The 23,442-nt window shown below is 56.9% G+C and carries 21 protein-coding genes; 8 read left to right on the top strand and 13 right to left on the bottom strand.

The window, feature by feature from the left end; all coding sequences use genetic code 11:
• Nucleotides 1-31: 31 nt before the first annotated feature.
• Complete coding sequence (locus ACR0D6_RS04360; RefSeq protein ID WP_480764596.1) at nt 32-1,024, bottom strand: NADPH:quinone reductase; 993 nt, start codon at nt 1,022-1,024, stop codon at nt 32-34.
• 85 nt (nt 1,025-1,109) lie between these two features.
• On the opposite strand from ACR0D6_RS04360, the gene ACR0D6_RS04355 reads away from it, so the two are divergent.
• A complete protein-coding gene (locus ACR0D6_RS04355) occupies nt 1,110-2,021 on the top strand; it encodes a haloalkane dehalogenase (RefSeq protein WP_170651096.1) in 912 nt (303 codons plus the stop codon).
• A gap of 12 nt (nt 2,022-2,033) precedes the next feature.
• On the opposite strand, the gene ACR0D6_RS04350 is transcribed toward ACR0D6_RS04355, so the two are convergent.
• Nucleotides 2,034-2,522, bottom strand: coding sequence for an SH3 domain-containing protein (locus ACR0D6_RS04350; protein WP_480764737.1), 489 nt, complete (start codon nt 2,520-2,522; stop codon nt 2,034-2,036).
• Nucleotides 2,523-2,693: 171 nt separating this feature from the next.
• Here ACR0D6_RS04350 and ACR0D6_RS04345 point away from each other — a divergent pair, with 171 nt between their 5' ends.
• The 5 genes from ACR0D6_RS04345 (at nt 2,694) to ACR0D6_RS04325 (ending at nt 10,997) form a co-directional block, all read left to right on the top strand.
• Entirely contained in the window at nt 2,694-3,680 is a 987-nt protein-coding gene (locus ACR0D6_RS04345) for a 2-hydroxyacid dehydrogenase (RefSeq protein ID WP_170651095.1), read from the top strand.
• 88 nt (nt 3,681-3,768) lie between these two features.
• Nucleotides 3,769-5,562: a gamma-glutamyltransferase gene (gene ggt / locus ACR0D6_RS04340; RefSeq protein ID WP_480764595.1), complete on the top strand. Its 1,794-nt coding sequence runs from the start codon at nt 3,769-3,771 to the stop codon at nt 5,560-5,562.
• A gap of 90 nt (nt 5,563-5,652) precedes the next feature.
• A complete protein-coding gene (locus ACR0D6_RS04335; protein ID WP_480764594.1) occupies nt 5,653-7,056 on the top strand; it encodes an FAD-binding oxidoreductase in 1,404 nt (467 codons plus the stop codon).
• Between the two features lie 103 nt (nt 7,057-7,159).
• On the top strand, nt 7,160-8,374 hold the full coding sequence (locus ACR0D6_RS04330; RefSeq protein ID WP_480764593.1) for a hypothetical protein: 1,215 nt from the start codon (nt 7,160-7,162) through the stop codon (nt 8,372-8,374).
• Nucleotides 8,375-8,489: 115 nt separating this feature from the next.
• Entirely contained in the window at nt 8,490-10,997 is a 2,508-nt protein-coding gene (locus tag ACR0D6_RS04325; RefSeq protein ID WP_480764592.1) for a GcvT family protein, read from the top strand.
• Nucleotides 10,998-11,042: 45 nt separating this feature from the next.
• Here the strand turns inward: ACR0D6_RS04325 and ACR0D6_RS04320 are convergent, their stop codons facing one another.
• The 4 genes from ACR0D6_RS04320 to ACR0D6_RS04305 form a co-directional block, all read right to left on the bottom strand.
• On the bottom strand, nt 11,043-11,378 hold the full coding sequence (locus ACR0D6_RS04320; protein ID WP_480764591.1) for a carboxymuconolactone decarboxylase family protein: 336 nt from the start codon (nt 11,376-11,378) through the stop codon (nt 11,043-11,045).
• A 69-nt stretch (nt 11,379-11,447) separates the two neighbouring features.
• Nucleotides 11,448-12,101: a DUF938 domain-containing protein gene (locus ACR0D6_RS04315; RefSeq protein WP_480764590.1), complete on the bottom strand. Its 654-nt coding sequence runs from the start codon at nt 12,099-12,101 to the stop codon at nt 11,448-11,450.
• Complete coding sequence (locus ACR0D6_RS04310) at nt 12,098-13,171, bottom strand: NAD(P)/FAD-dependent oxidoreductase (protein WP_480764589.1); 1,074 nt, start codon at nt 13,169-13,171, stop codon at nt 12,098-12,100. The genes ACR0D6_RS04315 and ACR0D6_RS04310 overlap by 4 nt, the downstream gene beginning before the upstream one ends.
• A complete protein-coding gene (locus tag ACR0D6_RS04305) occupies nt 13,168-14,106 on the bottom strand; it encodes an aldo/keto reductase (protein WP_480764588.1) in 939 nt (312 codons plus the stop codon). Before ACR0D6_RS04305 ends, ACR0D6_RS04310 begins: the two co-directional genes overlap by 4 nt.
• A 154-nt stretch (nt 14,107-14,260) precedes the next feature.
• Between ACR0D6_RS04305 and ACR0D6_RS04300 the strand changes: the two genes are divergently transcribed.
• A complete protein-coding gene (locus ACR0D6_RS04300) occupies nt 14,261-14,659 on the top strand; it encodes a hypothetical protein (protein ID WP_480764736.1) in 399 nt (132 codons plus the stop codon).
• A gap of 3 nt (nt 14,660-14,662) precedes the next feature.
• Nucleotides 14,663-15,895 carry an HlyD family secretion protein gene (locus ACR0D6_RS04295; protein WP_480764587.1) on the top strand — a complete coding sequence of 411 codons (1,233 nt, stop codon included), beginning with the start codon at nt 14,663-14,665 and terminating at the stop codon, nt 15,893-15,895.
• A gap of 25 nt (nt 15,896-15,920) precedes the next feature.
• Here the strand turns inward: ACR0D6_RS04295 and ACR0D6_RS04290 are convergent, their stop codons facing one another.
• From ACR0D6_RS04290 to ACR0D6_RS04260, 7 genes are all read right to left on the bottom strand, one after another.
• Complete coding sequence (locus ACR0D6_RS04290; RefSeq protein ID WP_480764586.1) at nt 15,921-17,300, bottom strand: MFS transporter; 1,380 nt, start codon at nt 17,298-17,300, stop codon at nt 15,921-15,923.
• Between the two features lie 297 nt (nt 17,301-17,597).
• A complete protein-coding gene (gene gntH, locus ACR0D6_RS04285; RefSeq protein WP_480764585.1) occupies nt 17,598-18,857 on the bottom strand; it encodes a guanitoxin biosynthesis MBL fold metallo-hydrolase GntH in 1,260 nt (419 codons plus the stop codon).
• A gap of 382 nt (nt 18,858-19,239) precedes the next feature.
• Nucleotides 19,240-19,578: a hypothetical protein gene (locus tag ACR0D6_RS04280; protein ID WP_480764584.1), complete on the bottom strand. Its 339-nt coding sequence runs from the start codon at nt 19,576-19,578 to the stop codon at nt 19,240-19,242.
• Nucleotides 19,579-19,592: 14 nt separating this feature from the next.
• Nucleotides 19,593-19,922 carry a hypothetical protein gene (locus ACR0D6_RS04275; RefSeq protein WP_480764583.1) on the bottom strand — a complete coding sequence of 110 codons (330 nt, stop codon included), beginning with the start codon at nt 19,920-19,922 and terminating at the stop codon, nt 19,593-19,595.
• Between the two features lie 358 nt (nt 19,923-20,280).
• Nucleotides 20,281-21,354, bottom strand: a complete 1,074-nt coding sequence (locus tag ACR0D6_RS04270) for a BMP family ABC transporter substrate-binding protein (RefSeq protein ID WP_170651081.1) — start codon at nt 21,352-21,354, stop codon at nt 20,281-20,283.
• Between the two features lie 35 nt (nt 21,355-21,389).
• Nucleotides 21,390-22,310 (bottom strand): ABC transporter permease, encoded by a 921-nt coding sequence (locus ACR0D6_RS04265; RefSeq protein WP_480448546.1) that lies wholly within the window; start codon nt 22,308-22,310, stop codon nt 21,390-21,392.
• A 3-nt stretch (nt 22,311-22,313) separates the two neighbouring features.
• The gene (locus tag ACR0D6_RS04260; RefSeq protein WP_170651079.1) at nt 22,314-23,396 is read right to left on the bottom strand and encodes an ABC transporter permease; all 1,083 of its coding nucleotides are present in this window, start codon (nt 23,394-23,396) and stop codon (nt 22,314-22,316) included.
• Between the last annotated feature and the right edge of the window lie 46 nt (nt 23,397-23,442).

Below are 23,442 nucleotides of genomic sequence, written 5' to 3'. Positions count from 1 at the left end.
AAAAAATGAGCCGCTCAGAAATATTTTTTTATCATCCCGACGTTTCCAGAAGAATAGCGCCCTGACGGCTTCCAGCCTCGACGGCCTCATGGGCAGCGGCGCACTCCTGTAGCTTGTACACCGATTGTATCGGGCAGTTCAGGGCGCCGGATTTCAGCGCGGTGTTCAATCGTTCTGCTGCAGCAACCCTTTGGTCGGCGGGCAGGAGGTAAACCAATACCATCTCCAGCGTTACTGCTTTGAACATCAAGGGATAGAATGGAAGTACCGGCGCCATTTCCAGGGCTGATCCGTAGGCGTTTATGCGGCCATTTTCGGAGATCACGGCCGAATTGATCTCGGCGGTTTTGCCAAATTCCACGTCGACGATTCGAGAAACCGTCTTGCCACCGTTTGCGTCGAGAATCTGGTGCTCCAGATCCGGAGAATTATAATCTAAAACTGCGTCGGCCCCGGCTGAGGCAACCCGGTCCAGATTGTGCCGGGAGGCAGTTGAAATGACTTTTGCGCCGCCCCATTTCGCCAGTTGCACCGCCAGATAACCAACTGTTCCCGATCCGCCGTGGATCAAAACGGTCTGACCCTCGACTTCACCCCCGGAAAATACAGTGTGGCTGGCCGTCAGGCCCGGTATTCCCAGTACGGCGCCTGTTTGCAGGGAAACCTGATCGGGCAGGCTGACGGCCTGTTCCGATGGCAGGGTGATCTTTTCGGCAGCCGTCCCAAACCCACGTTTCCATTGGCCATTCCAAATCCAAACCCTCTCGCCAATTCGCGATTGGGAAACATCGGGTCCAACCTCAGAGATGACACCTGCCCCATCGCTATGAGGGATGATGATCGGGAAAGGTGGCTTGATAACACCCGGACGGGCGCCGGATCGGGCCTTAACATCGGACGGATTCACGCCGGAATAAGCGAGGTCGACGACGACCTCTCCATGACCCGGTGGAACAGGTTCAAGCTCTTCTAACTGCAGCGCGTCGCCGGCAGTGCCGAAGTCACGATAGGTTACAGCCTTCATTTTCACCCCCGGAGTGTCGTTACGTTCACACTAGCGGTGCAACCGGCGAATGCTAGGGTCAGAATGGTGAGAGGGAGAGACCGACATGAAAACGCTGCGTACACCCGATCAGCGCTTTGAGGGTTTGGCCGATTATGATTTCGCGCCAAACTACGTGGAAGTAGACGATACCGAAGGCGGAACGCTGCGGGTTCACTACGTTGACGAAGGACCAGAGCAGGCCGCGCCGGTTCTCATGATGCATGGTGAACCCAGCTGGTCCTATTTGTACCGGCACATGATACCCAAATTCACGGCTGCTGGTCACCGTGCCGTAGCCCCTGATCTGGTCGGCTTTGGACGATCGGACAAACCTGCCCAACGCAGCGACTATACGTATGAGCGTCATGTTTTCTGGATGGGAGAGGTGCTTCGCAAGCTCGATCTGAAACAGATCACGCTGGTCTGTCAGGACTGGGGCGGGCTGATTGGTTTGCGGTTGTGGGCTGAGATGCCCGAGCGTTTTGCCCGCATTGTCGTTGCCAACACCGCACTGCCTACGGGTGACCAGCCATTGGGTGACGCGTTTGCGTCATGGCGCAGTTTCAGTCAGGAAGTTCCGGAGTTTCCCGCCGGTCGGATTGTCTTTGGCGGTACGGTGTCGAAATTGACGGATGAAGAGGTCGCCGCATATGACGCGCCTTACCCGGACGAGAGTTTCAAGTCAGGTGCACGGCAGTTTCCGATGCTTGTGCCGGATCGTCCGGACGATCCCGCGTCCGAGCCGAACCGGCAGGCATGGCAAGTTATCCGCACGCTCGACACGCCTGTCCTGACAGCGTTTGGGGCGGATGACCGCATCATGGCGGGTGTCGACAAGGTGTTTCAAAAGCTGTGCCCCGGGGCCGCTGGCCAGCCGCATGTCTTGCTGCCGGACGCAGGACACTTCCTGCAGGAAGATGTTGGCGCTGAATTGGCCGAGGTTACCAACCGGTTCATAGCGCAAACGCCCCGATAACCTGCGTCAGCCCTATTCGCGAAGCTCTTCGGGTTCGACCCCCCAGAGTTCCTGCTTGAGAGCCCATCCACGATAGCCGCCCGCTGAAATATGGCACCAGTCCAGCGTGCAGGTCCCCAGCCGGGCCACCACGCCGTTCTCGAAATGTGCATTGATTTGCGACTTGGGATCGGGGCCGGCGTAGATAGGCAACATCTCGTCCTCGACCAGAACGGTTCGGACACCAGACAGCAGCGCATAGTGCACCCATCCACCAGCCCCGTCGCGATCCTGCACCTTGCGCCAGTTGCCATATTCCGCCGTGATCTGCAGCGGCATGTCGCGGCGTTTGAAAACCCAATCGATTCGATGCGTCAAAGACGGGCCTCGCCGGACATTCCCTTCGGCGGCTTTCATCGAGACAAAGCGGGGTAACGGAAGGTTGGTGACAGGACCACGTTTATCTTCTGCGTTTGCGGCAACCGCGCAAAACGCAAAAAGAAACGAGAAAATCAGCGCCAAACACTGGCGTTTCACCGAAAATGCGCGACTCACTGCCTGCCTGCTCTTGTGCCTGTTGATCCGGTTTCAAAAAAGGTTGTGCCAATAACGCCCGGGGTTCTTGTGCCCCGCCTGATCCTGCGCCACGATGCCATGACGCGCGCCTGTTTGCAAAGCAGTGGGAGGGCTGAAGTGCCAAGAGAACGTCTGAGTGTTGTCGTTACGCGACGGTTGCCGGAAGCGGTGGAAACCCGGTTAAGCGAACTCTTCGATGTGCGTTTGCGCGACGATGACACGCCAATGACCCGGGACGAACTGGTCGAGGCGGTCAACGACGCCGACGTGCTGGTTCCAACCGTTACGGATACGATCGATGCGGGGCTATTGGGGCAAGCCGGTGAAAACCTGAGGCTGATTGCCAGTTACGGGGCAGGGGTCGACCACATCGACGTTGCCACCGCGCGCCAACGCGGAATTCTTGTTTCAAACACGCCGGGTGTTTTGACCGACGATACGGCGGATATGACCATGGCGCTGATTCTGGCGGTCACACGGCGCATCCCCGAAGGTCTGGGGATCATGCAAAAAGGCGATTGGGAAGGCTGGGCTCCGACGGCATTGCTGGGTGGACGCATCGGCGGGCGGCGTCTTGGCATACTGGGAATGGGCCGGATTGGTCAGGCCGTGGCGCGCAGGGCAAGCGCGTTCGGGATGCAGGTGCACTACCACAACCGCCGCAGGCTGCGTCCGGAAATCGAGGAAGAATTTGAAGCGACCTATTGGGACAGCCTGGATCAGATGGTTGCCCGTATGGACGTGATTTCCGTCAACTGCCCGTCGACGCCATCGACCTTTCATCTGATGAACGCACGCCGCCTGAAGCTGATGAAGCCATCAGCTGTAATCGTGAATACATCGCGTGGCGAAGTGATCGACGAAAACGCGCTGACCCGCATGATCCGATCGGGCGAGATCGCGGGGGCGGGTCTGGACGTTTATGAACACGGCACCAGCGTGAACCCCCGGTTGCGGCAAATGCCGAATGTCGTGCTGTTGCCGCACATGGGCTCGGCCACGCTGGAAGGGCGGATCGAGATGGGCGAGAAGGTCATCATCAATATCAAGACCTTCGAAGACGGCCATCGCCCGCCCGATCAGGTGGTGCCGTCCATGTTGTAAAGCGTCCTATCCGGGCGCAGAGGTTTCCTCACGGAATGTGGAACTGCGCCTTCGATACGGAACGCCCGACCGGCGATAGGAGGAAATAATGCGGTTAAGGTATTTTTCAGGACTACTTCTTTCGGCAGCGTTTTCCATTTCGCCTTCTCTGGCGCAGGAAGCAGCCGATGCAGTTTCCCCGGAAGCTGCCACCGAAGGTCAGGTTCAAGCCCTGACCGAGGAGGTTGTCGCCGCACTGGAGGCCAAGGCGGCCGGTATTCCTGTCAATGCCGAAAACTGGATGGTTTCAGCAGCCAACCCACTTGCCGTTGCGGCCGGGGCAGAGGTTTTGCGTGCCGGTGGTACTGCAGCGGATGCCATGGTTGCCGTTCAGGTCGTTCTTGGGCTGGTTGAACCGCAATCTTCGGGATTGGGGGGCGGGGCCTTTCTGGTCTGGTATGACGCCGCCTCGGGCGCCTTGACCACGCTGGACGCACGTGAAACTGCGCCGCGCGAAGCGACACCAACCCTGTTTCAGGATGAAAACGGAGAGCCGCTGAAGTTCTTTGATGCCGTTGTTGGGGGGCTTTCCGTCGGCACGCCGGGCACACCAGCGCTTTTGGAAGAAGCACACCGCCGCTGGGGCCGCACACCTTGGCCCGCGCTGTTCCAGGAAGGCACCCGGTTGGCGGAAGAGGGATTTCTTGTCTCACCCAGACTGGCGGGTTTGATTGCAGCAGATGCTGAACGGTTGTCTCGGTTTCCGGTAACCGCAGAGTACTTTCTACCCAATGGCGTGCCGCTGGCCGAAGGTGATCGTCTGAAAAACCCCGAATATGGCCAAACGCTTCGGACATTGGCCGCAGAAGGTGCTGCCGGTTTTTATGGAGGTGAGATCGCTTCGGCCATTGTTACGACCGTGCGCACAGCTCCGGGAAACCCCGGTGTCTTGTCGGGAACGGATCTGGCGCTTTATCAGGTGATCGAGCGTGAGCCGGTTTGCGCGACCTACCGGGTGTACGATGTATGCGGCATGGGGCCGCCCTCTTCTGGGGCGCTGACAGTCGGCCAGATTCTCGGAATGCTGAACGGTTATGATCTGGCCGGACTTGGATCGGATAATCATGAGGCATGGCGGTTGATCGGGGATGCATCTCGCCTCGCATTTGCGGATCGCGGCCGGTACATGGCCGACAGCGATTTCGTACCGATGCCAACCAAGGGGCTGGTTGATCCGGGCTATCTGGCTCAGCGCGGCGCGTTGCTGGAAAGTGACGCTGCCCTGCAAGAGGTCGGGCCCGGCAACCCCGAGTTTGACCATGGCATGCTCTGGGCGGATGACGAGTCGATGGAGTTGCCATCGACGTCCCATATTTCCATCGTGGACGGGTATGGCAACGTTCTGTCGATGACGACGACCATCGAAAACGCTTTTGGTTCCCGGCTGATGACCAATGGATTCCTGCTTAACAATGAACTGACCGATTTTTCATTCCGGACGCATGTGGATGGCATTCCCATCGCCAACGGGCTGGAACCCGGCAAGCGTCCAAGATCGTCGATGAGCCCGACGATCGTGATGAAGGATGGAAGCCCCGTTCTGGCCATTGGCTCTCCGGGCGGCAGTCGGATCATTGGGTATGTCGCGAAATCGATTATCGCATGGGCAGACTGGGGTATGGATGTACAGCAGGCCGTGTCCCTGCCGCATCTGGTTAACAGGTTTGGCACCTATGACGTCGAGGCGGGAACACCCGCCGAAGCCCTCGCCGAGGCGCTGACCGAACTGGAGTTCGAAGTCAACGCACGGGATCTGACATCGGGCTTGCACGCGATCGAAATCACAGATGGGCTTTATGGTGGGGCCGACCCTCGGAGAGAGGGTATCGCGCTGGGCGAATGATGATCCGCTTTTGTGGGTATTGCCCAATGGCAGGCAGCCTCTTACTCACTCATGTAAGGGACTGAGTGATGATCGAAGGGGGAGAGCACAATGGGGCAGGCAACGGAGCTACCGCGCAACGAGACCGGGATAGAAACCGTCGTCGGTGTTCTCAAACAACAGTTTGGCGACCGCCTGCAGACAGGGGCAGCCATTCGCGAACAGCACGGCCACACAACCACGTGGATCGACAATCAGAGCCCGGATGCGGTTGTCTTTCCACATTCCACCAAAGAAGTGTCAGAAATTGTAAGAACCTGCGCGGCGCACAAAGTACCGGTTATACCGTTTGGAACGGGCACATCTCTGGAAGGGCATGTGAACGCCCCTGCAGGTGGGATATCCGTTGACCTGAGCCAGATGAACAGGATTCTGGCGGTGAACGTCGGCGATCTTGACTGCGTGGTGCAGCCGGGCGTGACCCGCGAGGATCTGAATACCTATCTGCGCGATCAGGGATTGTTTTTTCCAATCGACCCCGGTGCCAACGCCTCGCTGGGTGGGATGGCGGCGACTCGCGCCTCTGGCACCAACGCCGTGCGGTATGGAACCATGAAGGACAATATCCTGAGCCTTGAGGCCGTGATGCCGGACGGGCAGATTATCCGCACCGGGCAACGGGCCAGAAAATCCTCGGCTGGATATGATCTGACCCGCCTGATGATTGGCGCCGAAGGAACGCTGGGGGTCATCACGGAACTCACCCTGCGCCTTCAGGGCATTCCCGAAGCCATAAGCTCGGCCCGCTGTTCGTTCCCTTCGGTCGATGCAGCTTGTCAGGCAGTGATGATGACGATCCAATACGGCATCCCGGTCGCCCGCATCGAATTGCTGGACGAGACCTCCGTCAGTGCGGCAAATGCCTATTCCAATCTGGACCTTCCCGAAACGCCGTTGCTTTTGTTGGAATTTCACGGATCGGATGCGGGTGTTTCCGAACAGGCCGAGACTTTTGGCAATATTGCCGAAGAGTTCGGTGGAACAGATTTCGCGGCCACCTCGACAACCGAGGAACGTAACAAACTCTGGCAGGCGCGGCATGACATGTACTGGGCCAGCCTGCAGCTCAGGCCCGGCGCGAAAGGGATTTCGACAGACGTCTGCGTTCCGATCTCACGTCTGGCCGAGTGCGTGACGACCGCGCAGGGCAAAGCGGCCGAACTTGGCTTGCTTGCCCCCGTGGTGGGCCATGTCGGAGATGGGAATTTCCATACCTTGCTGCTGATCGATATGGACAACGCGGATGAGGTCGCCAAGGCAGAAGAATTCGTGGGTTGGTTGAACGACCTCGCGATATCGATGGAGGGAACCTGCACCGGAGAGCATGGCATAGGTCAGGGGAAAAAACCGTATCTTGCCAAAGAGTTGGGCGCAGCGACGCAGTTTATGACGGCGATCAAGGCCGCTCTGGACCCGGACGGCATCATGAATCCGGGGAAAATTCTGGGTGAATGAGCCCTGATTGTTGTGATTTCGTAAACATGTCCATGGATCGTCATAACCTCGCCTGAATCCGGTGCCAAACGAAAGCAAGTCGAAATCCGTTTCGGAGAAGAAGATGGGCGTTTTGCGTGTCCTTGGATTTGCTTTGGTATGCAGCCTTGTTCTTGTGGTGTTGGACTACTTTCAGCAGGGCAAAAGGTCGGACGGGCGGTTGTCGTTCGAAGAGTATGTGCGCACCATCGAAGAACGGGCAGGCGTATTCCGCGCGGGGAAAACCGCACAGCAAGACGAGCGTAGTCGTCAAGCGCGATGGGACGCAGGTGGACAATCGTATCTGCCCACCGCGCCCGAAGGATGGCAGAGGCGCAGCCTGCTGAGCGGCGACAACAGTGGATTGACCCAAACCAATCCTGCCGCCGCAGAGCAAACCAGTACTGAACAAGTGGCCGCAACCGGAAACAGAGATTCCGCCGACGAAGAACGCGCAATCGCGCAGGACAAACGTGGCTGGGTTTACCAGCGCGGCGATGAGGTGATCTGGGTCGAGGTCGTGTTGAAGGAGGCGGGCGACGCCAACTCTTTGACCGGTCTGATGGCCCAGCGGGTTTCCGGAAGCAACTTTTATGCGGGTCAGCAGCAAGGATACTCTGTTCTGGGCGGAGTGGGATTTGTGTATGCCACCTACGGTGATTCCAGTGAACTGGGTCCGAATGACCTTCGCAAGTTCATAGGCCGAATTGGATTTGACGAAGAGGTGAACATTATCGTCGTTGCACGCGCCACGGATGACGCGATTGGCCAAATTCTTGGCACAATAGACTACGACGGTCTGAACGGTTTGTTGTCCGAGCCGATCATGTCTGTCGGTAGCGGTGCTCCGGTACAGCAGGGCGATCAGGTGTCGCTGGCGCAGGACATGAATGATCTGCGCGGTCGCTTTCTGAAACTGCAAGGTGAAGTCGCCGGAGAAAGGCTTGCGAATTCGGATGACATTTCGTTTCTGCTGAGTACTCTTGCGCAGGACAACGGATTTCCCACAGATCTGTTTGATTTCACCGGTGGCCGGGTTCCCGAAATTGGCGATGCGCTTCAGGCCGCATATCGCAGAGAACTCTCCAAACTCGTAGGCAGTGATGCCCAGCAGGCTGACGCCCGATCAGGTATCAGCAACCTGTTTGCATCTCTGATGTCATTTATCGGCAAATCCGAACAGACCGGAACGTCCGAGGAAAATGCCGCGGTCCTGGTCCACAAGGGTGGTTTTGTTGGCGGATCGGCCACCTGCGTTGTTCGGGATAGTCTAAAAACCTGCTCAGGTTTCGGAGACTGACCGGGTCGAACCGAAACGCGTCGTTTTTTTAACCCCACTGGTCGGATGGTTGTCACGCAAAGAGGCGTATTTGCGCCATATGGTGGCAACTTAATTCAAGGGGAGACGCCCGGATATGAAAACCCAAGTCAAAGCACTGGTTGTTGGCGGCGGTGCCGTCGGGACTTCGATCGCCTATCACCTTGCCAAAGCGGGCTGGGACGATGTGATGCTGATCGAGCGGGACGAGCTGACATCGGGCTCGACCTGGCACGCGGCGGGTCTGCTGCCGCTGTTCAACATGTCCTATGCGACAACTCACATCCACAAATACTCCGTCGACTTCTACAAGCAGCTCGAGGAAGAAACCGGCCTGAACGCAGGCTTTGCAGTGGTCGGCAACCTGCGCATGGCGCAGACGCAAGAGCGTATGGACGAATACATGCTCTATGCGTCCACCGCCGAGACCTGCGATGTCGCCTACGAATGGCTGACACCCGAACAGATCAAAGAGCGTTGGCCGCTGATCGAGACCTCAGATCTGAAGGGTGCGATCTATCACACCGAAGACGGCTATATTAACCCGGCTGACGTGACCCAAGCGATGGCCAAGGGTGCTCGCCAGCGCGGTGTCGACATCGTTCGCAAAATGCAGGCCGATGCGTTCCACTGGAACGGCACTCACTGGGAAGTCACCTGCACCAAGATGGTCGAGAAGGGCGGCAACCTCGTTCCTTCAGATGAGCAGGTGGTAATCACTGCGGAGCATGTCGTAACAGCATCGGGCAACCACGCGCAGCGAACCGCCAAGATGTTGGGCATCAAGATGCCCGCGATCCCGGTCGAGCATACCTTCATCGTCATGGACAAAGACCCTGAGTTGGTCAAATGGCGTGAAGCGGGCAATCCCGAACATCCGGTTGTGCGCGACGCAGACAATGAATCCTACGCCCGCGAGGAACGTGGCGGCTGGATTCTGGGCATCTATGAACACGGCGCGCCGGCGCAGTTCGAACATGGCGTGCCGGACAGCTTCCGCGCAGACCTGTTCCCGCTGGATCTGGACCGGATTGCGGATCAGTACATGGCTATGGCCGAACGCGTGCCGTCCTGTGCCGAATCCGGTCTGAAAGACGATTTCAACGGCCCGATCTGCTACACCCCTGATGGCAACCCGCTGGTTGGTCCGGCTCCGGGGCTGCGTAATATGTGGCTGGCCGAAGGGTTCTCATTCGGTATCACCGCTGCAGGCGGCACCGGTTATTATCTGGCGCAGATGATGGTCGATGGCGAAGCCGAGATCGACATGGCCTCGCTGGACCCCAAGCGGTACAGCAGCAACTGGATGACCACCGAGTTTGCGGCCCGCAAGAACGAAGAGTGCTATGAGCACGTCTACATCCTGCACCACCCGGACGAAGAGCGCGAAGCCTGCCGCCCGCTGCGCACCGCACCAGCGTATGACCGCCAGAAAGCACGTGGCGCGCAGTTCGGCTGGGTCAACGGCTGGGAACGCCCGAACTATTTCGGTCCGCTGGACGCATCGGAAAACTTCGACAAAGAGGCCCGCTCGTTCCGCCGTGGCGGTTGGTGGCAACATGCTGTTGATGAGGCCAAAGCGATCCGCGAAGGCGTTGGCCTGATCGACGCCACAGCCTTCACCAAGCACGTCGTCAAAGGCCCCGGTGCGACTCAATTCCTGGATTGGTTCACCTGCAACAAGCTGCCCAAGGTCGGTCGCATCAACCTGACCTACGCGCTGACCTCGCACGGGACCACCCGCACCGAGTACACCATCGTCCGCAATGGCGAGAACAACTACTACATCGTCTCTGCCGGTGCCTGGACCGAGTACGACGCCGACTTCCTGCGCAAGGCGGCCGAGGACAAGATGGATGAGTTCGGCTATATCGAGATCCAGGACGTGACTACCCAGTGGGGCGTGTTCGCCATCGCCGGACCCAAGTCGCGTGACGTTCTGAAAGAGGTCATCAAGGACGCCGATCCGGAAACCGCTCTGTCCAACAAGCGCTTCCCGTGGCTGTCGGCCCGTCAGATCGAACTGGGCATGTGCCCGGTCAACGCAATCCGCGTGGCCTATACTGGTGAGCTGGGCTGGGAACTGCACCACCCGATCGAGATGCAGAACTACTTGTTCGACCTGCTTGAGAAGGCCGGTGAAAAGCATGGCATGAAGCTGGTCGGCGCCCGCGCTCAAAACTGGCTGCGTCAGGAGAAATCCTATCGCGCCTTCGGCAACGAACTGGGCCGTGACGCAAACCCGCTGGAGGCCGACCTGCCGCGCTTTGTCGATCTGAACAAAGAGTTCCACGGCAAGGACAAGATGGTCGAAACCGGCGTGCGCGTAAAATGCTGCACCCTGCTGATCGACGGTCCGTCGGATGCGGACCCATGGGGCCGCGAGGCGCTGTACACCCCGGAAGGCGAGCGCGTGGGTCGTCTGACCTCGGGCGGCTATTCGGTGGCCTTCGAGAAATCCATCGGCATGGGCTATGTGAAGCCCGAGCTGGCGGTCGAAGGCACCATGCTGCAGGTCAAGATGCAGGACAAGCTGTGGGATGCGGTCGTCACCTGCGACAGCCCCTACGACCCGAAAAACGAAGTCATCCGCAAAGACGGTTGATCGAACAAAGGCCCCGGTTAAATCCGGGGCCTTTTTTTTGGACGGTCAGCCGACCAGTTCGTCGTAACACTCCAGTGCCTTGGCGGCATACATCATGGACGGGCCACCACCCATCTGGACGGACATGGACAAGACATCCGAGATTTCCTCGCGCGTTGCCCCGGCTTTCACCAGCGCCTCGGTGTGCAAAGAGATGCATGGTTCACACCGCACGGCGATTGACATGCCCAGTGCTATGAATTCTTTGACTTTGTAATCCAGCGTTCCGCCTTCTTTGACGGCTTTCCCCAAGGTGCCAAATGCACGCGCGGTTTCAGGTATTGCACCATTCAGATTACGCAGGCCAGAGCGCGTATCAGATAGCTTTTCTTGCCATGTCATTCGAATATCCTTCATACATTCCATAATGAGAATGCATACGGATTTCCGCCGGGCACGTATTGATCTTGATCAGATCGCCCGCTTTTCAGCGACAAAGGCCAGATTATTCGCTGGCATTCCGACGATCTGGATCAGGTCCAATCCGACCGACTTTAACAGTTCCAGAATATCGGCATCGTCTTTGTATCCGATTTCAGGCTCCTGGGCGCTCAGAGTTGCGTGAAAAGCAGCATCCCCTTCACTGGTAAATTCACCACTTCGCTTGAATGGGCCGTAAAGCACGAAACGCCCACCGGGTAGGAGTGCCTTACTGGTTTCGGAAACCAGAGTTTCAGTCTCGGTCCAACTGATAAGGTGCAGCAGGTTAATCAGGACTATTAGATGCTGGCCGCTGAAATTCGCGTGCCACCCCGGCGCGGTCGCATCCAGTTCGGTTGCCGGGGCCACATTTTCCAGACCAAGCGCATACTCGTCTATGCTGGCGCGCCTGTCAGAGGCTATTTCTGTCGGCTGCCATTCCACACCGGGAAGCCTCTTGGCAAAGGCGGAGACGTGCTGCCCGGTTCCGCTGGCCAATTCCAGTGCGCGTCCCTTTTTTGGTGCCACGGATTCAAGCAGATCGCAAATTGCGGCTGAATTCCGGGTCGCCGCAGGCGCAACCATTCTGGCCCCATCGGTGGAGATTGCGACACTGGCACTTGATGGGAGTTTTCGGCCCTTCATGATCGCAACCTGTCCGGGCGCAGCGTGGATATCGTTGCGGCATCCAGCTCGGGCACGGTCCCCACAACAAGATCGGTTACGAGGCGTGACGCCGCCGGGGCGGTCTGAATGCCATACCCTCCTTGTCCGGCGGACCAGATAAAGGTCGGATCCGATGGTTCCGGGCCTAGAACCAACGTCCGATCCGGCGCAAAGCTGCGCAACCCTGCCCAGTTGGCTTCGACTCGGGTCACCGGCTCGGTCACCATCTCTTCGTAGCGGGCCAGGCCTTCGGCAAGCACCATGTCATCAGCATAGGCGTCATGCGGTTCAGATGGGTCGGTATCGGCAGGGGAAACCAGCAATTTTCCGGCATCCGGCTTGGCGTACCAGCGCTCTCCGACACCCAGCATCATCGGCCAATCGCGGACGTCATGTCCGCCGGGTGCCGGAATGCGGGCCATGGATCGGCGCAGGGGGATCAGGCCAATGGGTGTAATTCCGGCCAGCTGCGCCATCACGTCGGCCCAGGCACCAGCCGCATTGACTAGATGGGCTGCTTCAAAGGTCTCGCCTGCCTCGACGATCCAATTGCGGTCTTTGCGGATTTCAACGACCCGCCTTTTTGTCAGAACCTCACCGCCATTGGCGCGGATGGTCCGGGCAAAATCCTGCAACATCCGATCCGTATCGATATCGAATGCGCCTTCCTTGATAGCGGCGTAACCGACGGTCTTTCGGTTCAGAATAGGCACCCGGTTAATCGCATCTTCCGGGCTTGTCTCATTCATGCCCAGTTCCGCAAGGTCTGTCACAAACTGGCCGTGCTGATCCAGTCCACCGACCAGAAGCAACCCCCGGGGGCTGAGGTAACCACCGTTATTGGAGTGCAGAAAATCGGCGCTTGCACGGTTCAGTTGAACCACCGATTCCGATCCATAGTCCTGCTCGAACAAGGCCGCCGAACGGCCCGACGCGTGATAGCCCAACGCGTCTTCAGCTTCGAGAACCGTGACAGACCCGTGTTCCGACAGTCGTGCACCCGCGCTGAGGCCCGCGATGCCGCCGCCGATCACAAGAAAATCTATCATGACTGCTCTTCCAGCCTGTCCGTTGCCGGAGCAGGTGGTTGGCTCAGGGCCGTCACGCGGGCGTAAAGATCAGGGGACATGGTATGAGACATCGCCGCTAGGGATGGGGCAAGTTGTTCCACATTCCGCGCCGAAATGATCGGCGTTGCGCCAAACGGGCTTGCCGCCACCCATGAAACGGCCAGTGTGGCCGGATCCAGCACCTCTTCGGATGCGAGGTCCGTCAGCGATTTGGCCGTGTCAAACATCCAGCCCTGCCCGTAGCGCGCTGCATATCGGTCGTCTTCCGCCAACCGACCCTGGCCGCCGCTTGCATATTTTCCGGTTAGCAGACCGCCACCCAACGGCGAATAGGCCGCCACCGTGATGTTCTGATCCGCACACATCGGCAGGATTTCCACCTCGGCCTGTCGTTTCACAAGGCTGTACATCGGTTGCAGGATATCAATGCTCAGATCGAAATCCGCAGCAATTCTTACGGCCTTCATCACCTGCCAGGCGGCAAAATTCGACAGGCCGACATACCGGATTTTTCCTGCCTGCTTGAGTTCGGCAAAACATTCGATCGTTTCGGCAAGATCGGTGTCGGGGTCGAACCGATGCAGATACAGAATGTCCACCATGTCCTGTCCGAGCCGCTGACGGGACACATCCAGCTGAGACCTGATGTTCTTACCGCCTGCGCCGCCGGTGTACCCTGCCTTTGTCGCGATCAGCAGGCTTTCACGCTCGGACCGGATCATGCCCCCCAGCAGAGTTTCGGACTGTCCGTCTGTATATACATATGCAGTATCGAAATGGTTCAGGCCCGCGCCCCGACATGCATCGTACATGGCTTGACTTTGCGCGGCATCGGCGCGCCCGCCGAACTGCATCGTGCCGAATGCAAAACGGCTGGCCGGGGTTCCATCAGAAGAGTTCAGCGTGGACATCATTCAAAAGCCTTTGTTTCTGCAGAGGTTCTGGGGCGTACAACCGACAAAAAGGTCTTTCATGCTTTATAAGCAGGCTTGAAATAAAGCATCAACCCATCCAAAGAAGTGATAGCAAAAACAGGAGGGCAGGGTGAGTACCGCAGAATTACACCCGATGGCCACGGGGCATATTCCGTCCTATGTGACCCAGGCAGACGGCAGTGACTTTCTATTTACGTTCATGGTTGTTTTTACAGTTGTTGTCATATTGCTGATTGGGGTTGCCTATTTCACGCTCCATTCGATTCCGGAAAAGATTGCACACGAATCCAATCACCCTCAGTTTCAGTTGGTAGGCATATTGGCGCTTCTGGCGCTTTTCACGCATAACGGCATATTTTGGGTTGCCGCCATTCTGGTGGCCGGTTTCCAGTTCCCTGATTTTGCAGCCCCTCTCAGAGCGATAGCCGATGCCATCCGGTCGTTGGCACCCGAACGCGATCCCGCTCCGGTGACCGAAGATGTTTCGGCGGGCATCCCGGACCTGTCCGAACCCACACCGCAGGAGCGCTAAGACATGCTGGAAACATTGATGTGCGCCCTTGTCACGGTGCTGCCTGATTTTCTGTTTCGCAGATTTGTCCAAGGCAAACGGATCGGTCACGAGATCACGCTTTTCACCATGTGGTACGAATTGCGGTGGGGGCTGACGACCTGTGCGATTCTGGCTTTGACCGTCATCACGACGTTGTTTTATTTCCATCCGGCCAGCAAAACCGCCGCTTCGTATTTCCGCACTGTCACGATCTTGCCGCAACTGGGTGGCCGCGTTTCGGAGGTGTATGTCAGGAACAACGAACACGTAACGGCCGGTCAACCCATTTTCCGGATTGAGGATTTTACGCAAACGGCGCAGGTCGAGGCTGCGCATGCCCAAATCGCTCAGGTTCAAGCCTCGTTGAAGGTGGCGCAAACCGATCTGGCCGAGGCCGAAGCCGGTATTGCCGGCGCGCGTGCTGCGCTGGATCAGGCGCTTGAAGATCTGGAACGTAACACGACGCTGCGCGACGAAGGCTCAAGCGCAGTTCGACTGACCGAGATCGAGCGTTTGGAAAATCTGGTTGAAGAGCGAGAGGCTAAAGTGGTCGCGGCCCAGTCGCAAAGAGCAGCTGTGGTTCAGCAGATCGAGGAACTGATCCCTGCTCAACTGGCCAGCGCCAACGCACAACTGGACGCGGCCCTTACCGAACTGGACAAAACCGTTGTCAGTGCGGGTGTGACGGGTCGGATCGAACAGTTCGGTTTGCAGGTTGGCGACTATGTCAGCCCGCTGCTGCGGCCTGCGGGCATTCTGGTACCGTCTTCATCCGGGCATGATCGTTTTCAGGCGGCATTCAACCAACTGTCCGCTCAGGTCATCAAACCCGGCATGATTGGTGAACTGGGCTGCATGACCAAGCCGTTCACCGTGATCCCGGTTGTTGTTGTCGAAGTACAAGACGTTATCCCGTCGGGCCAAATCCGGCCAAGCGACGAGTTGCGTGATGTGCAGGCAAACACAAATCCGGGTTCGATATTGGTGTATCTTGAGCCGCTCTACAAAGGGATGGCCAATGAAATTCCGCCCGGAAGTAACTGTCTGGCAAACGTCTACACCGACAATCATGAAAAGCTGGAAGACGAAAATCTGGGCTTCTGGGAAAAGGCGTTCCTGCATGTGGTCGACACGATCGGCGTAGTCCACGCCGCCGGATTGCGGCTTCGTCTGATCCTGATGCCGGTCAATACTCTGGTGCTGACCGGGCATTGATCTGCCATCCTTGGCTGAATGTGCTTCAGTTGCGCCCGCTCCCTTTCGGGGGGCGGACGCTTGTTTCTTTGTCGAGCGAGAAAAAGGCAAAAGTCCACACCGCCGCAACAAAGGTCGAAACAAGCCAGAATACCTGTGAGAAAGATTGCGTAACCGCGTAAACAGTACTGCCAAGCGCCATACCCACCGTTCCGCCCAGCAGTTGAAATGACATGGAAATTCCACTCGCCTGACCGTGCAGTGCCGGCGGAACCGAGAACATGACCGCGCGGCGCGGGGGCACGAACAGGAACGGTACGGCACAGCCCCAGATCAGGAACCCTGCGAATATGAACATGGTGTGGCGGCTCTGCATACCCAGTGCAATAAGGGCGACCGCGACCACTCCGGCAAACACTCCAGACAGGGACGGCCCGCGCGTTCCAAGCCGGTCCGAAGTTTTGCCGGCAAGCGTTGCGATCAGCACCTGCGGCACGACCGATGGAAGCAGCGCGATCCCGGCGACAAGAGGTGACACACCCAGCACGGACTGAAAGTACAACGCGCCAAAGACCAACAGAACGATTTTCACGAATTGCGCCGTAAAGATGATCATGTTTGCAGCACTGAAGCTGGGACTGGCAAACAGTGATACCGCGATCAGCGGGGTACGGGATTTACGCTCGGTCGGTATGAACAGGATCAGCAGTGCCGCTCCAAGCAAGAGCGTTACCAAAACCTCGGGCTGGGTCCAGCCACGGTCGGGTCCTTCCATAATGCCGAACACGATCATGCCCAATCCCATGACCAGCATCAGAAAGCCTGCCCAGTCAAAACCTAGCTCAGGCAGATGGGGTGGGTCCCGCCACTTGCTCAGCGTGATGGCCGCCACAATCAGAACGATGGGTGGGTTGACCCAGAATATCCACCGCCACGACATGTATTCGGTCAGCAGGCCGCCGATCAGAGGTCCCAGCGACAAAAACACCGTGCCAATCGACCCGTAAAGTCCCAGCGCCTTGCCTCGCTCATGATCTTCAAAGGACCGGGTGACAAGAACCAGAGACAGCGGAAAGATGAAAGCTGCCCCAACACCTTGTACCGCGCGGGCCAAGATAAGCGCCGTGCCGCTTTGGGACAGGCCCCCCAGGGCCGAAGACAGGCCAAAGATCAAAAGCCCGGCCGTCAGCAACCGACGGGGACCCAGAATGTCACCCAGTCGTCCCGCGGCACCAGCCAGACAGGCCAGAACCAGCAGATAGATGTTTACGACCCAATGCGCATCCAGTTCGGACAGGCCAAGATCTTTTCGGATGGTCGGCAAAGCGACACTGACGACGGTCTCATCCAGCAGAATAACGCCGAGAATGGCACCCATCGCACCCAGTATCCACCAACGGGTGTTGTCATTTGGTTCGACTGCCATCTGGCCTTTCCAAAACAAAAGATGATCGCACTTACTAAGGTAATGAGGCCCGCTCGGATCGGTTCACGTCAAGGAAATCCTTTCAAATCGTTGATTGAAATCGAAATCGCCCCGCGAAAAAGGGCCAGCCGAAACGGCAAGACACCTGCCAGAAGTGTTGCTGAGCATGTGTGAGCGGGTGCGCGATTAGCAACACCTTAGTGTCTGTTCTGAGCCCAAACCGAACTATGAGAGATAAAGAGCAAAGTTTGCCGATAAAACCTCGGTACCTCCGTTGTTCAGGCCATCGGTGATTGCTCAGTCCCCGGGATACTTGAATTCGCGCCCCAGTGCTTCTTCGGCTTCTTTGTAGATTGGTCGTACCACGTCGTCGACGTCCCAACGGCCCGCTTCGATCTCCGGTGAGTAGCCTTTCTGATCCGCAGGGTTGATAGGTTCGGGCGGATAAGCTGCAGGCGGGTTCCAGCTTTCGTGGTTGATTGCAGCCATTCTTACTTTGATATCGTCTTTTGTGACATTCCAGACCATATAATCCTGAGCAAGGCTCAGCGGCCCATCATACGTCTTTCTAATCCGTTCAAGAACGCCAGGCGTCGAGTCGATTCCGGTCCAGAAGTGATAGGCCACGGCAAGACGAGGCTGCACGGCACTCATGACCTTACCGAAAGCTTCGGGCGGGGTGTGGATCTGAGTGCCAACCTGAAGAGCGGATTCGGGAGTCAAACCATAACGCGCAACTAGGTCAGGCACTGCTATGAAGCATTCGTGGACCACCAGATCGGCGCCCTGAGCCATTTCAACAAACCACTTGTTCGGATAGGTATCGCTTGAATACACAAAGGATAGATCATTCCAGTCCAGCCGGTAGCTAACTGATCCATCGATGGAGTGGATGGCAGGAAATGCAGTGATCTTCACGCCATTGTCTTCATAAATGACCTGCGTGATCTTGTAGTCAAATTCAGTAATTTCAGTGGCAAAGCCGCGCACATCGGTCTGGCCCAAACGCCCTTCGAGATCCCAAAGGTACATTTTTTCCATCGCTTCAACAGCCGCCGCCGTGCCCAGTTCGGGTCGTGAGCCACTGGGCCCCCAAATTCGCAGAGGCGAGAACCGACCGGCTATTCCGCCCGCAACATAGAGTGCGCCGATGCCGCCAAAATGGTCCCCGTGAAGGTGGCCGATAAAGACCTTGTCGAGAAAAGCAGTTGGAATTTGCAGCCCGAAAAGCCTCTCGACCGATCCGTCGCCAATATCAAACAGAAACTTGTCGCCATTTCCTAGTTCAACAAGAAAACAGGCTGCTGCCTGAGCCGGTCGCGGGGTCGGCATGCCGGTGCCACAAGCGATAACACGCATTTCATCGGGAGCCAGCGTTTCACTGTTTGGTGCGTAGAAATCGCGTTCACGCGCTTCGGTCGGCGATATCATCGGCATCTGGCTGTCCGATTGCTGCGCCTCGGCTGAACCAATTAGGTTGATATCAGTTTGGGAAACGCCAACCCATCCGATCAATGCAGCAATCAGCGTCTTAGATACATTGGTAACAGAGTTCATCCCAATTTCCTTTCATAAAAGGAAGCGTCATAATCTCGCTCTCTAATTTGCAAGAGTATCATATTCACGTTTTTAAATCATTTGGCGCGCGATTGGCGGCGACTGATCGTTGAACCAACGTCAATTTTGCTTCGCGTCGCCGTCATTTGCATTGGGCAACGGCCGTGTTTTCGCCTGCCGCACTGCTGCAGGTCCAGTTTGAGCCCAAATTGCCAGTTTTCTGCCCTTCATCGAATGACAGTATTTGGACTGGCAGAGCAAATCATAAAAGACATGCTGACAGCAAAGCTTTAGCACAGCCAAGGTCAGTTTTTCTTGCTAAGGACCAGTCGTATTTCTTCGCTATCAAAAAATATAAGGGAAAGGTTACCTAGTAAAATTTTCAGTCGTGAATGCCAAACGATTTGTTGGTTGTACCGTCAGTAAAGACAAGACTTGGATGTTCGTCATCGCCTATAACTCCCAAACCTACTCTTGTTTCATTTTCCAATCCACTGATGACTAAACCGGATTCCGACTTCTTGGATTGCAATAGGATCGCCTGCCCATCATGATTGAAGAATCTTATTCTGGGTCCATCAACTTCTCCAACGGTAAGATAAATTCCTTTGGTTTTGTTATCATGGTGCATTGCTGTACTCGGTGTTCCATCGTTTAGGTTGCCAATTACGATGGTGCCCCCTTCTCGGTCCGACACTTCGATCACTTCAAATTTTCCCATTGGAATTCCGTTCTTTAGAACTTCAGCACCATTTCGTTAGTTAACATTGATGGAAGATCTGCTTCAATTTCCGATGCGGTGGCGAAAATCTGAGCTTCAGCATTGGATAGAAGCTCCTGGAAGACGCCATCGATATTTTCCGAATTCTCCGCAACTTCTCTTATTTCGAGCGCAACAGCTTCGACTCTGTTTCTAGCTTGCTCGACTGAGGCGTTGATCTTGTTGATGGTTAGCAGACCCCAGCCGCCACTAATGCCAAACACGAAAGCTACGGCACCCACCGCATACAGCAGCTTGTCGTAGAAACGAACCCGTGATTCCAGTTCTTTTATTCTATCTTCCATTTCGACCTCACGAGGCTTGGAAAACCGATCCCACGAAGTGGAGCTTAGAGGCTTTCAATTTCACAAGTAACCCTAACGGGTTATTGATGAAAAACAAATTAGTGCATGTACCAAACTAGAAATTCAAAAGTTCGCTGCTGCCAAAACCGGCTCAGATAGTCGGCATCGGCAAGGACAATGCGTATGTCAGCTTTGTCCGCACAGCCGCCATTCCAGACAACAAAACACCCTCGCAGAATTCCGCGAGGGTGTTTTGTTGTAACAGCCTGTTGCGCCGTGCGCCGTGCATAAACTTGCAACATTTCTGGCAAGGGGCCAGCCAATATGGCTGGCCCTTCGTTGGGTTTAGTAGCCGCGCTTACTGCGGAATTTCGCCTTCAAGGCCTTCGACATAGAAGTTCAGGCCAGCCAGTGTGCCATCATCGGCCACTTCGCCTTCGGCCAGCCAGTCGCTGCCATCCTGTTTCTTGATCGGGCCGGTGAAGGGGTGATAGCTGCCATCGGCGATCGCGGCTTTCATTGCCAGCGCTTCCTCTTTGACATCCGCAGGAACTGCGTCCGAGATTTCTCCGATCCCGACCATGCCTTTGCTGATGCCATCCCAAGTATCGATGCTTTCCCAGTTACCATCCATGACTGCCTGAGTTCTGGCGACATAATAAGGCGTCCAGTTGTCGATGATCGAGCTGACGCGCGGATGCGGTGCATATTCAGCCATATCCGCAGCCTGACCAAACCCGATCACGTTGCCGGCGTCCTTCATAGCCGCCAGCGGAGCGGTCGAGTCCGTATGCTGCAGGATCACATCTGCGCCCTGTTCGATCAGAACCTTGGCAGCGTCCGCCTCTTTCGATGGGTCAAGCCAAGTGTAAATCCAGATGACCTTGAATTCGACATCCGGGTTGACCTTCTTGGCGTGGAGATAAGCCGAGTTGATGCCACGGATCACCTCGGGGATCGGATAGGATCCGATGTAGCCCACGATGTTCGACTCGGTCATTTTTCCGGCGATGTGGCCTTGCACCGCACGGCCTTCGTAGAAACGGGCGGAATAGGTCGAGACGTTGTCGGCCCGCTTGTAGCCGGTCGCGTGTTCAAATTTCACGTCCGGGAACTTCTTGGCCACGTTAATCGTAGGGTCCATAAACCCGAAGGACGTCGAAAAGATCAGATCCGCGCCTTCAAGAGCCATCTGAGTCATGGCTCGTTCGGCATCGGGTCCTTCGGCAACGTTCTCCTGATAAACCAGCTCGACGCTATCGCCAAAATGCTTCTGCATTTCCTTGGCCGAGTGATGGTGGTGCTCGTTCCAGCCCCCGTCGTTGATCGAGCCGACATAGATAAAGCCGACCTTGGTTTTTTCCTGAGCGATGGCGCTGGTGGCCAGCCCTAGCGCCAGGGTGGCGCTTGCCAGAATTGAAGTGAATTTCATGTAGTTACTCCCCAAGTTGGTTCATTTGGCCCCGTCTAGTGCGAGGCGTGGAAAATCCGGCCCAGTGAGGCAGGTGCACTGCTCTTGTCGGCCGAAAGGATCACAAGCACAAGGATCGTGATGATGTAGGGCGACATTGCCAGATACTCGACAGGGATGGCAACGCCCGCTGCCTGCAAATTAAGCTGCAAGACGGTGATGCCGCCGAACAGATAGGCACCCAACAGAACGCGCCATGGCTTCCAGCTGGCAAACACCACCAGCGCGAGCGCGATCCAGCCAACTCCGGCCGTCATGCCATCGGTCCATTGGGGCACGCGGATCAGGCTGATATAGGCCCCACCAAGACCTGCGCAGGCCCCACCGAACAGGATCGCCAGAACGCGGATTTTGATGACCTTATAGCCCAGCGCATGTGCGGCGTCGTGGTTCTCACCCACCGCGCGCAGGACCAGACCGATACGGGTGAACTTGAGAACGTACCAGACGGTAGCAGTCAGCGCGATCCCGACATAGAGGATCGGATCATGCTGGAACAGGATCGGACCGATCACCGGAATATCGCTGATGAGCGGGATATAGAGGTCGTTCATATCCGGTGGTGTGATCCCCACATAGCTTTGTCCCATCAATGCGCTGAATCCCAAGCCGAACAGAGTCAGAGCCAGTCCACTCGCTACCTGGTTGGCCAGTGCGACCTGTGTCAGCAGGACAAACAGAAGTGACAGCAAAGCACCGCCGACCGCTGCGGCGAAGAAGCCAAGCCAGGGCGATCCGGTTTCGACCGAGATGGCAAAGCCACTGATCGCTCCCACGATCATCATGCCTTCGACACCAAGGTTCAGAACGCCAGCTTTCTCAACGACCAGCTCTCCGATCGCGGCCAATAGCAGGGGGGTTGCGGCGACCATAAGCGAGGCCACCAAAAGTACGGGATTGATTTCACCAAGATCCATGGGTCACGCTACCTCACTACGGGCCGCACGGATGCGGTAGTTTGTCAAAAGATCGAATGCCAGCAGGAAGAACAGCAGCATTCCCTGAAACACCTGAATGGCAGCGGCGGGCAGGCCCAGTTGCGACTGGGCGATTTCTCCGCCGATATAGGTCAGTGCCATCAGGCCCCCGGCCAGAAGAATTCCAATCGGGTGCAACCGGCCAAGAAAGGCAACGATAATCGCCGTGAAACCATAGCCCACGTTGAAATCGATGCTGACCACGCCCGAAGGGCCGGACACTTCGAACATCCCCGCCAATCCGGCCAATGCGCCGGAAAGACCCAGACAGAACAGGATCAGGCGGGCCGGGTTCACGCCTGCGAATTTTGCGGCGCGGGGTGCTTCGCCAGTCAGCCGGATGTGAAAGCCCAGCATGTGACGGTTCAGCAGGATATAGGCAAAGATCACAGCGATCAGAGCAGTCACGACGCCCCAATGCATCCCCGATCCTGAAATCAGCTCAGCATTATGCGCGCTGGCATAAGACTGCAGATTGCGCGAGCCGGGAAAGCCAAACCCCTCGGGGTTCTTCAGTAGTCCCAGCGAGACCGAGGCCAGCATCTGTTCAGCCACATAAACCAGCATCAGGGATACGAGAATTTCGTTGGTACCGAACCGCACTTTCAGAAAGGCCGGGATGCTTGCCCAGATCCAGCCGCCAAGCGCGCCGGCAATCACCATGATCGGAAAGACGTACCACGCCTCCAGCGGATAAAAGGCAAGCCCCGCACCTGCGCCAAAGATGGCGCCCATGATGTACTGCCCCTCGGCGCCGATGTTCCAGATGCCAGCCCGAAAGCCCAGCGACAGGCCAATGGCAATCAGGACCAGTGGCGCGCCTTTCACCAATAGCTGCGGGCGGTAATAGAAAGAAAACTCGCCAAACAGCGGCTCCCAAAAAATGGTGCCAATCGCCTGAACCGGGTTTTTGCCCAGAATGGCGAATAGCAACCCGCCAAAGAACATTGTTGCCAGCACCGCCACCAATGGGGTCGCGTAGGACCACGCTTTGGACGGCTGCGGCCGTTTCTCCAACACTATCATCTGCTCATCCCCCCAAGTTCTTCTTCTCGTTGTAAATATGGCCGCT

This window comes from Ruegeria sp. BJ6 (genome assembly GCF_056537885.1).
This window is presented reverse-complemented; position numbering and strand designations above follow the sequence as displayed.

Bases quoted from the DNA above. Each gene is read 5' to 3' on its own strand.
- ACR0D6_RS04360 (WP_480764596.1), bottom strand. From the start codon at position 1,024: ATGAAGGCTGTAACCTATCGTGACTTCGGCACTGCCGGCGACGCGCTG.
- ACR0D6_RS04355 (WP_170651096.1), top strand. From the start codon at position 1,110: ATGAAAACGCTGCGTACACCCGATCAGCGCTTTGAGGGTTTGGCCGAT.
- ggt (WP_480764595.1), top strand. From the start codon at position 3,769: ATGCGGTTAAGGTATTTTTCAGGACTACTTCTTTCGGCAGCGTTTTCC.
- ACR0D6_RS04335 (WP_480764594.1), top strand. From the start codon at position 5,653: ATGGGGCAGGCAACGGAGCTACCGCGCAACGAGACCGGGATAGAAACC.
- ACR0D6_RS04330 (WP_480764593.1), top strand. From the start codon at position 7,160: ATGGGCGTTTTGCGTGTCCTTGGATTTGCTTTGGTATGCAGCCTTGTT.
- ACR0D6_RS04325 (WP_480764592.1), top strand. From the start codon at position 8,490: ATGAAAACCCAAGTCAAAGCACTGGTTGTTGGCGGCGGTGCCGTCGGG.
- ACR0D6_RS04320 (WP_480764591.1), bottom strand. From the start codon at position 11,378: ATGACATGGCAAGAAAAGCTATCTGATACGCGCTCTGGCCTGCGTAAT.
- ACR0D6_RS04315 (WP_480764590.1), bottom strand. From the start codon at position 12,101: ATGAAGGGCCGAAAACTCCCATCAAGTGCCAGTGTCGCAATCTCCACC.
- ACR0D6_RS04310 (WP_480764589.1), bottom strand. From the start codon at position 13,171: ATGATAGATTTTCTTGTGATCGGCGGCGGCATCGCGGGCCTCAGCGCG.
- ACR0D6_RS04305 (WP_480764588.1), bottom strand. From the start codon at position 14,106: ATGATGTCCACGCTGAACTCTTCTGATGGAACCCCGGCCAGCCGTTTT.
- ACR0D6_RS04300 (WP_480764736.1), top strand. From the start codon at position 14,261: ATGGCCACGGGGCATATTCCGTCCTATGTGACCCAGGCAGACGGCAGT.
- ACR0D6_RS04295 (WP_480764587.1), top strand. From the start codon at position 14,663: ATGCTGGAAACATTGATGTGCGCCCTTGTCACGGTGCTGCCTGATTTT.
- ACR0D6_RS04290 (WP_480764586.1), bottom strand. From the start codon at position 17,300: ATGGCAGTCGAACCAAATGACAACACCCGTTGGTGGATACTGGGTGCG.
- gntH (WP_480764585.1), bottom strand. From the start codon at position 18,857: ATGAACTCTGTTACCAATGTATCTAAGACGCTGATTGCTGCATTGATC.
- ACR0D6_RS04280 (WP_480764584.1), bottom strand. From the start codon at position 19,578: ATGGGAAAATTTGAAGTGATCGAAGTGTCGGACCGAGAAGGGGGCACC.
- ACR0D6_RS04275 (WP_480764583.1), bottom strand. From the start codon at position 19,922: ATGGAAGATAGAATAAAAGAACTGGAATCACGGGTTCGTTTCTACGAC.
- ACR0D6_RS04270 (WP_170651081.1), bottom strand. From the start codon at position 21,354: ATGAAATTCACTTCAATTCTGGCAAGCGCCACCCTGGCGCTAGGGCTG.
- ACR0D6_RS04265 (WP_480448546.1), bottom strand. From the start codon at position 22,310: ATGGATCTTGGTGAAATCAATCCCGTACTTTTGGTGGCCTCGCTTATG.
- ACR0D6_RS04260 (WP_170651079.1), bottom strand. From the start codon at position 23,396: ATGATAGTGTTGGAGAAACGGCCGCAGCCGTCCAAAGCGTGGTCCTAC.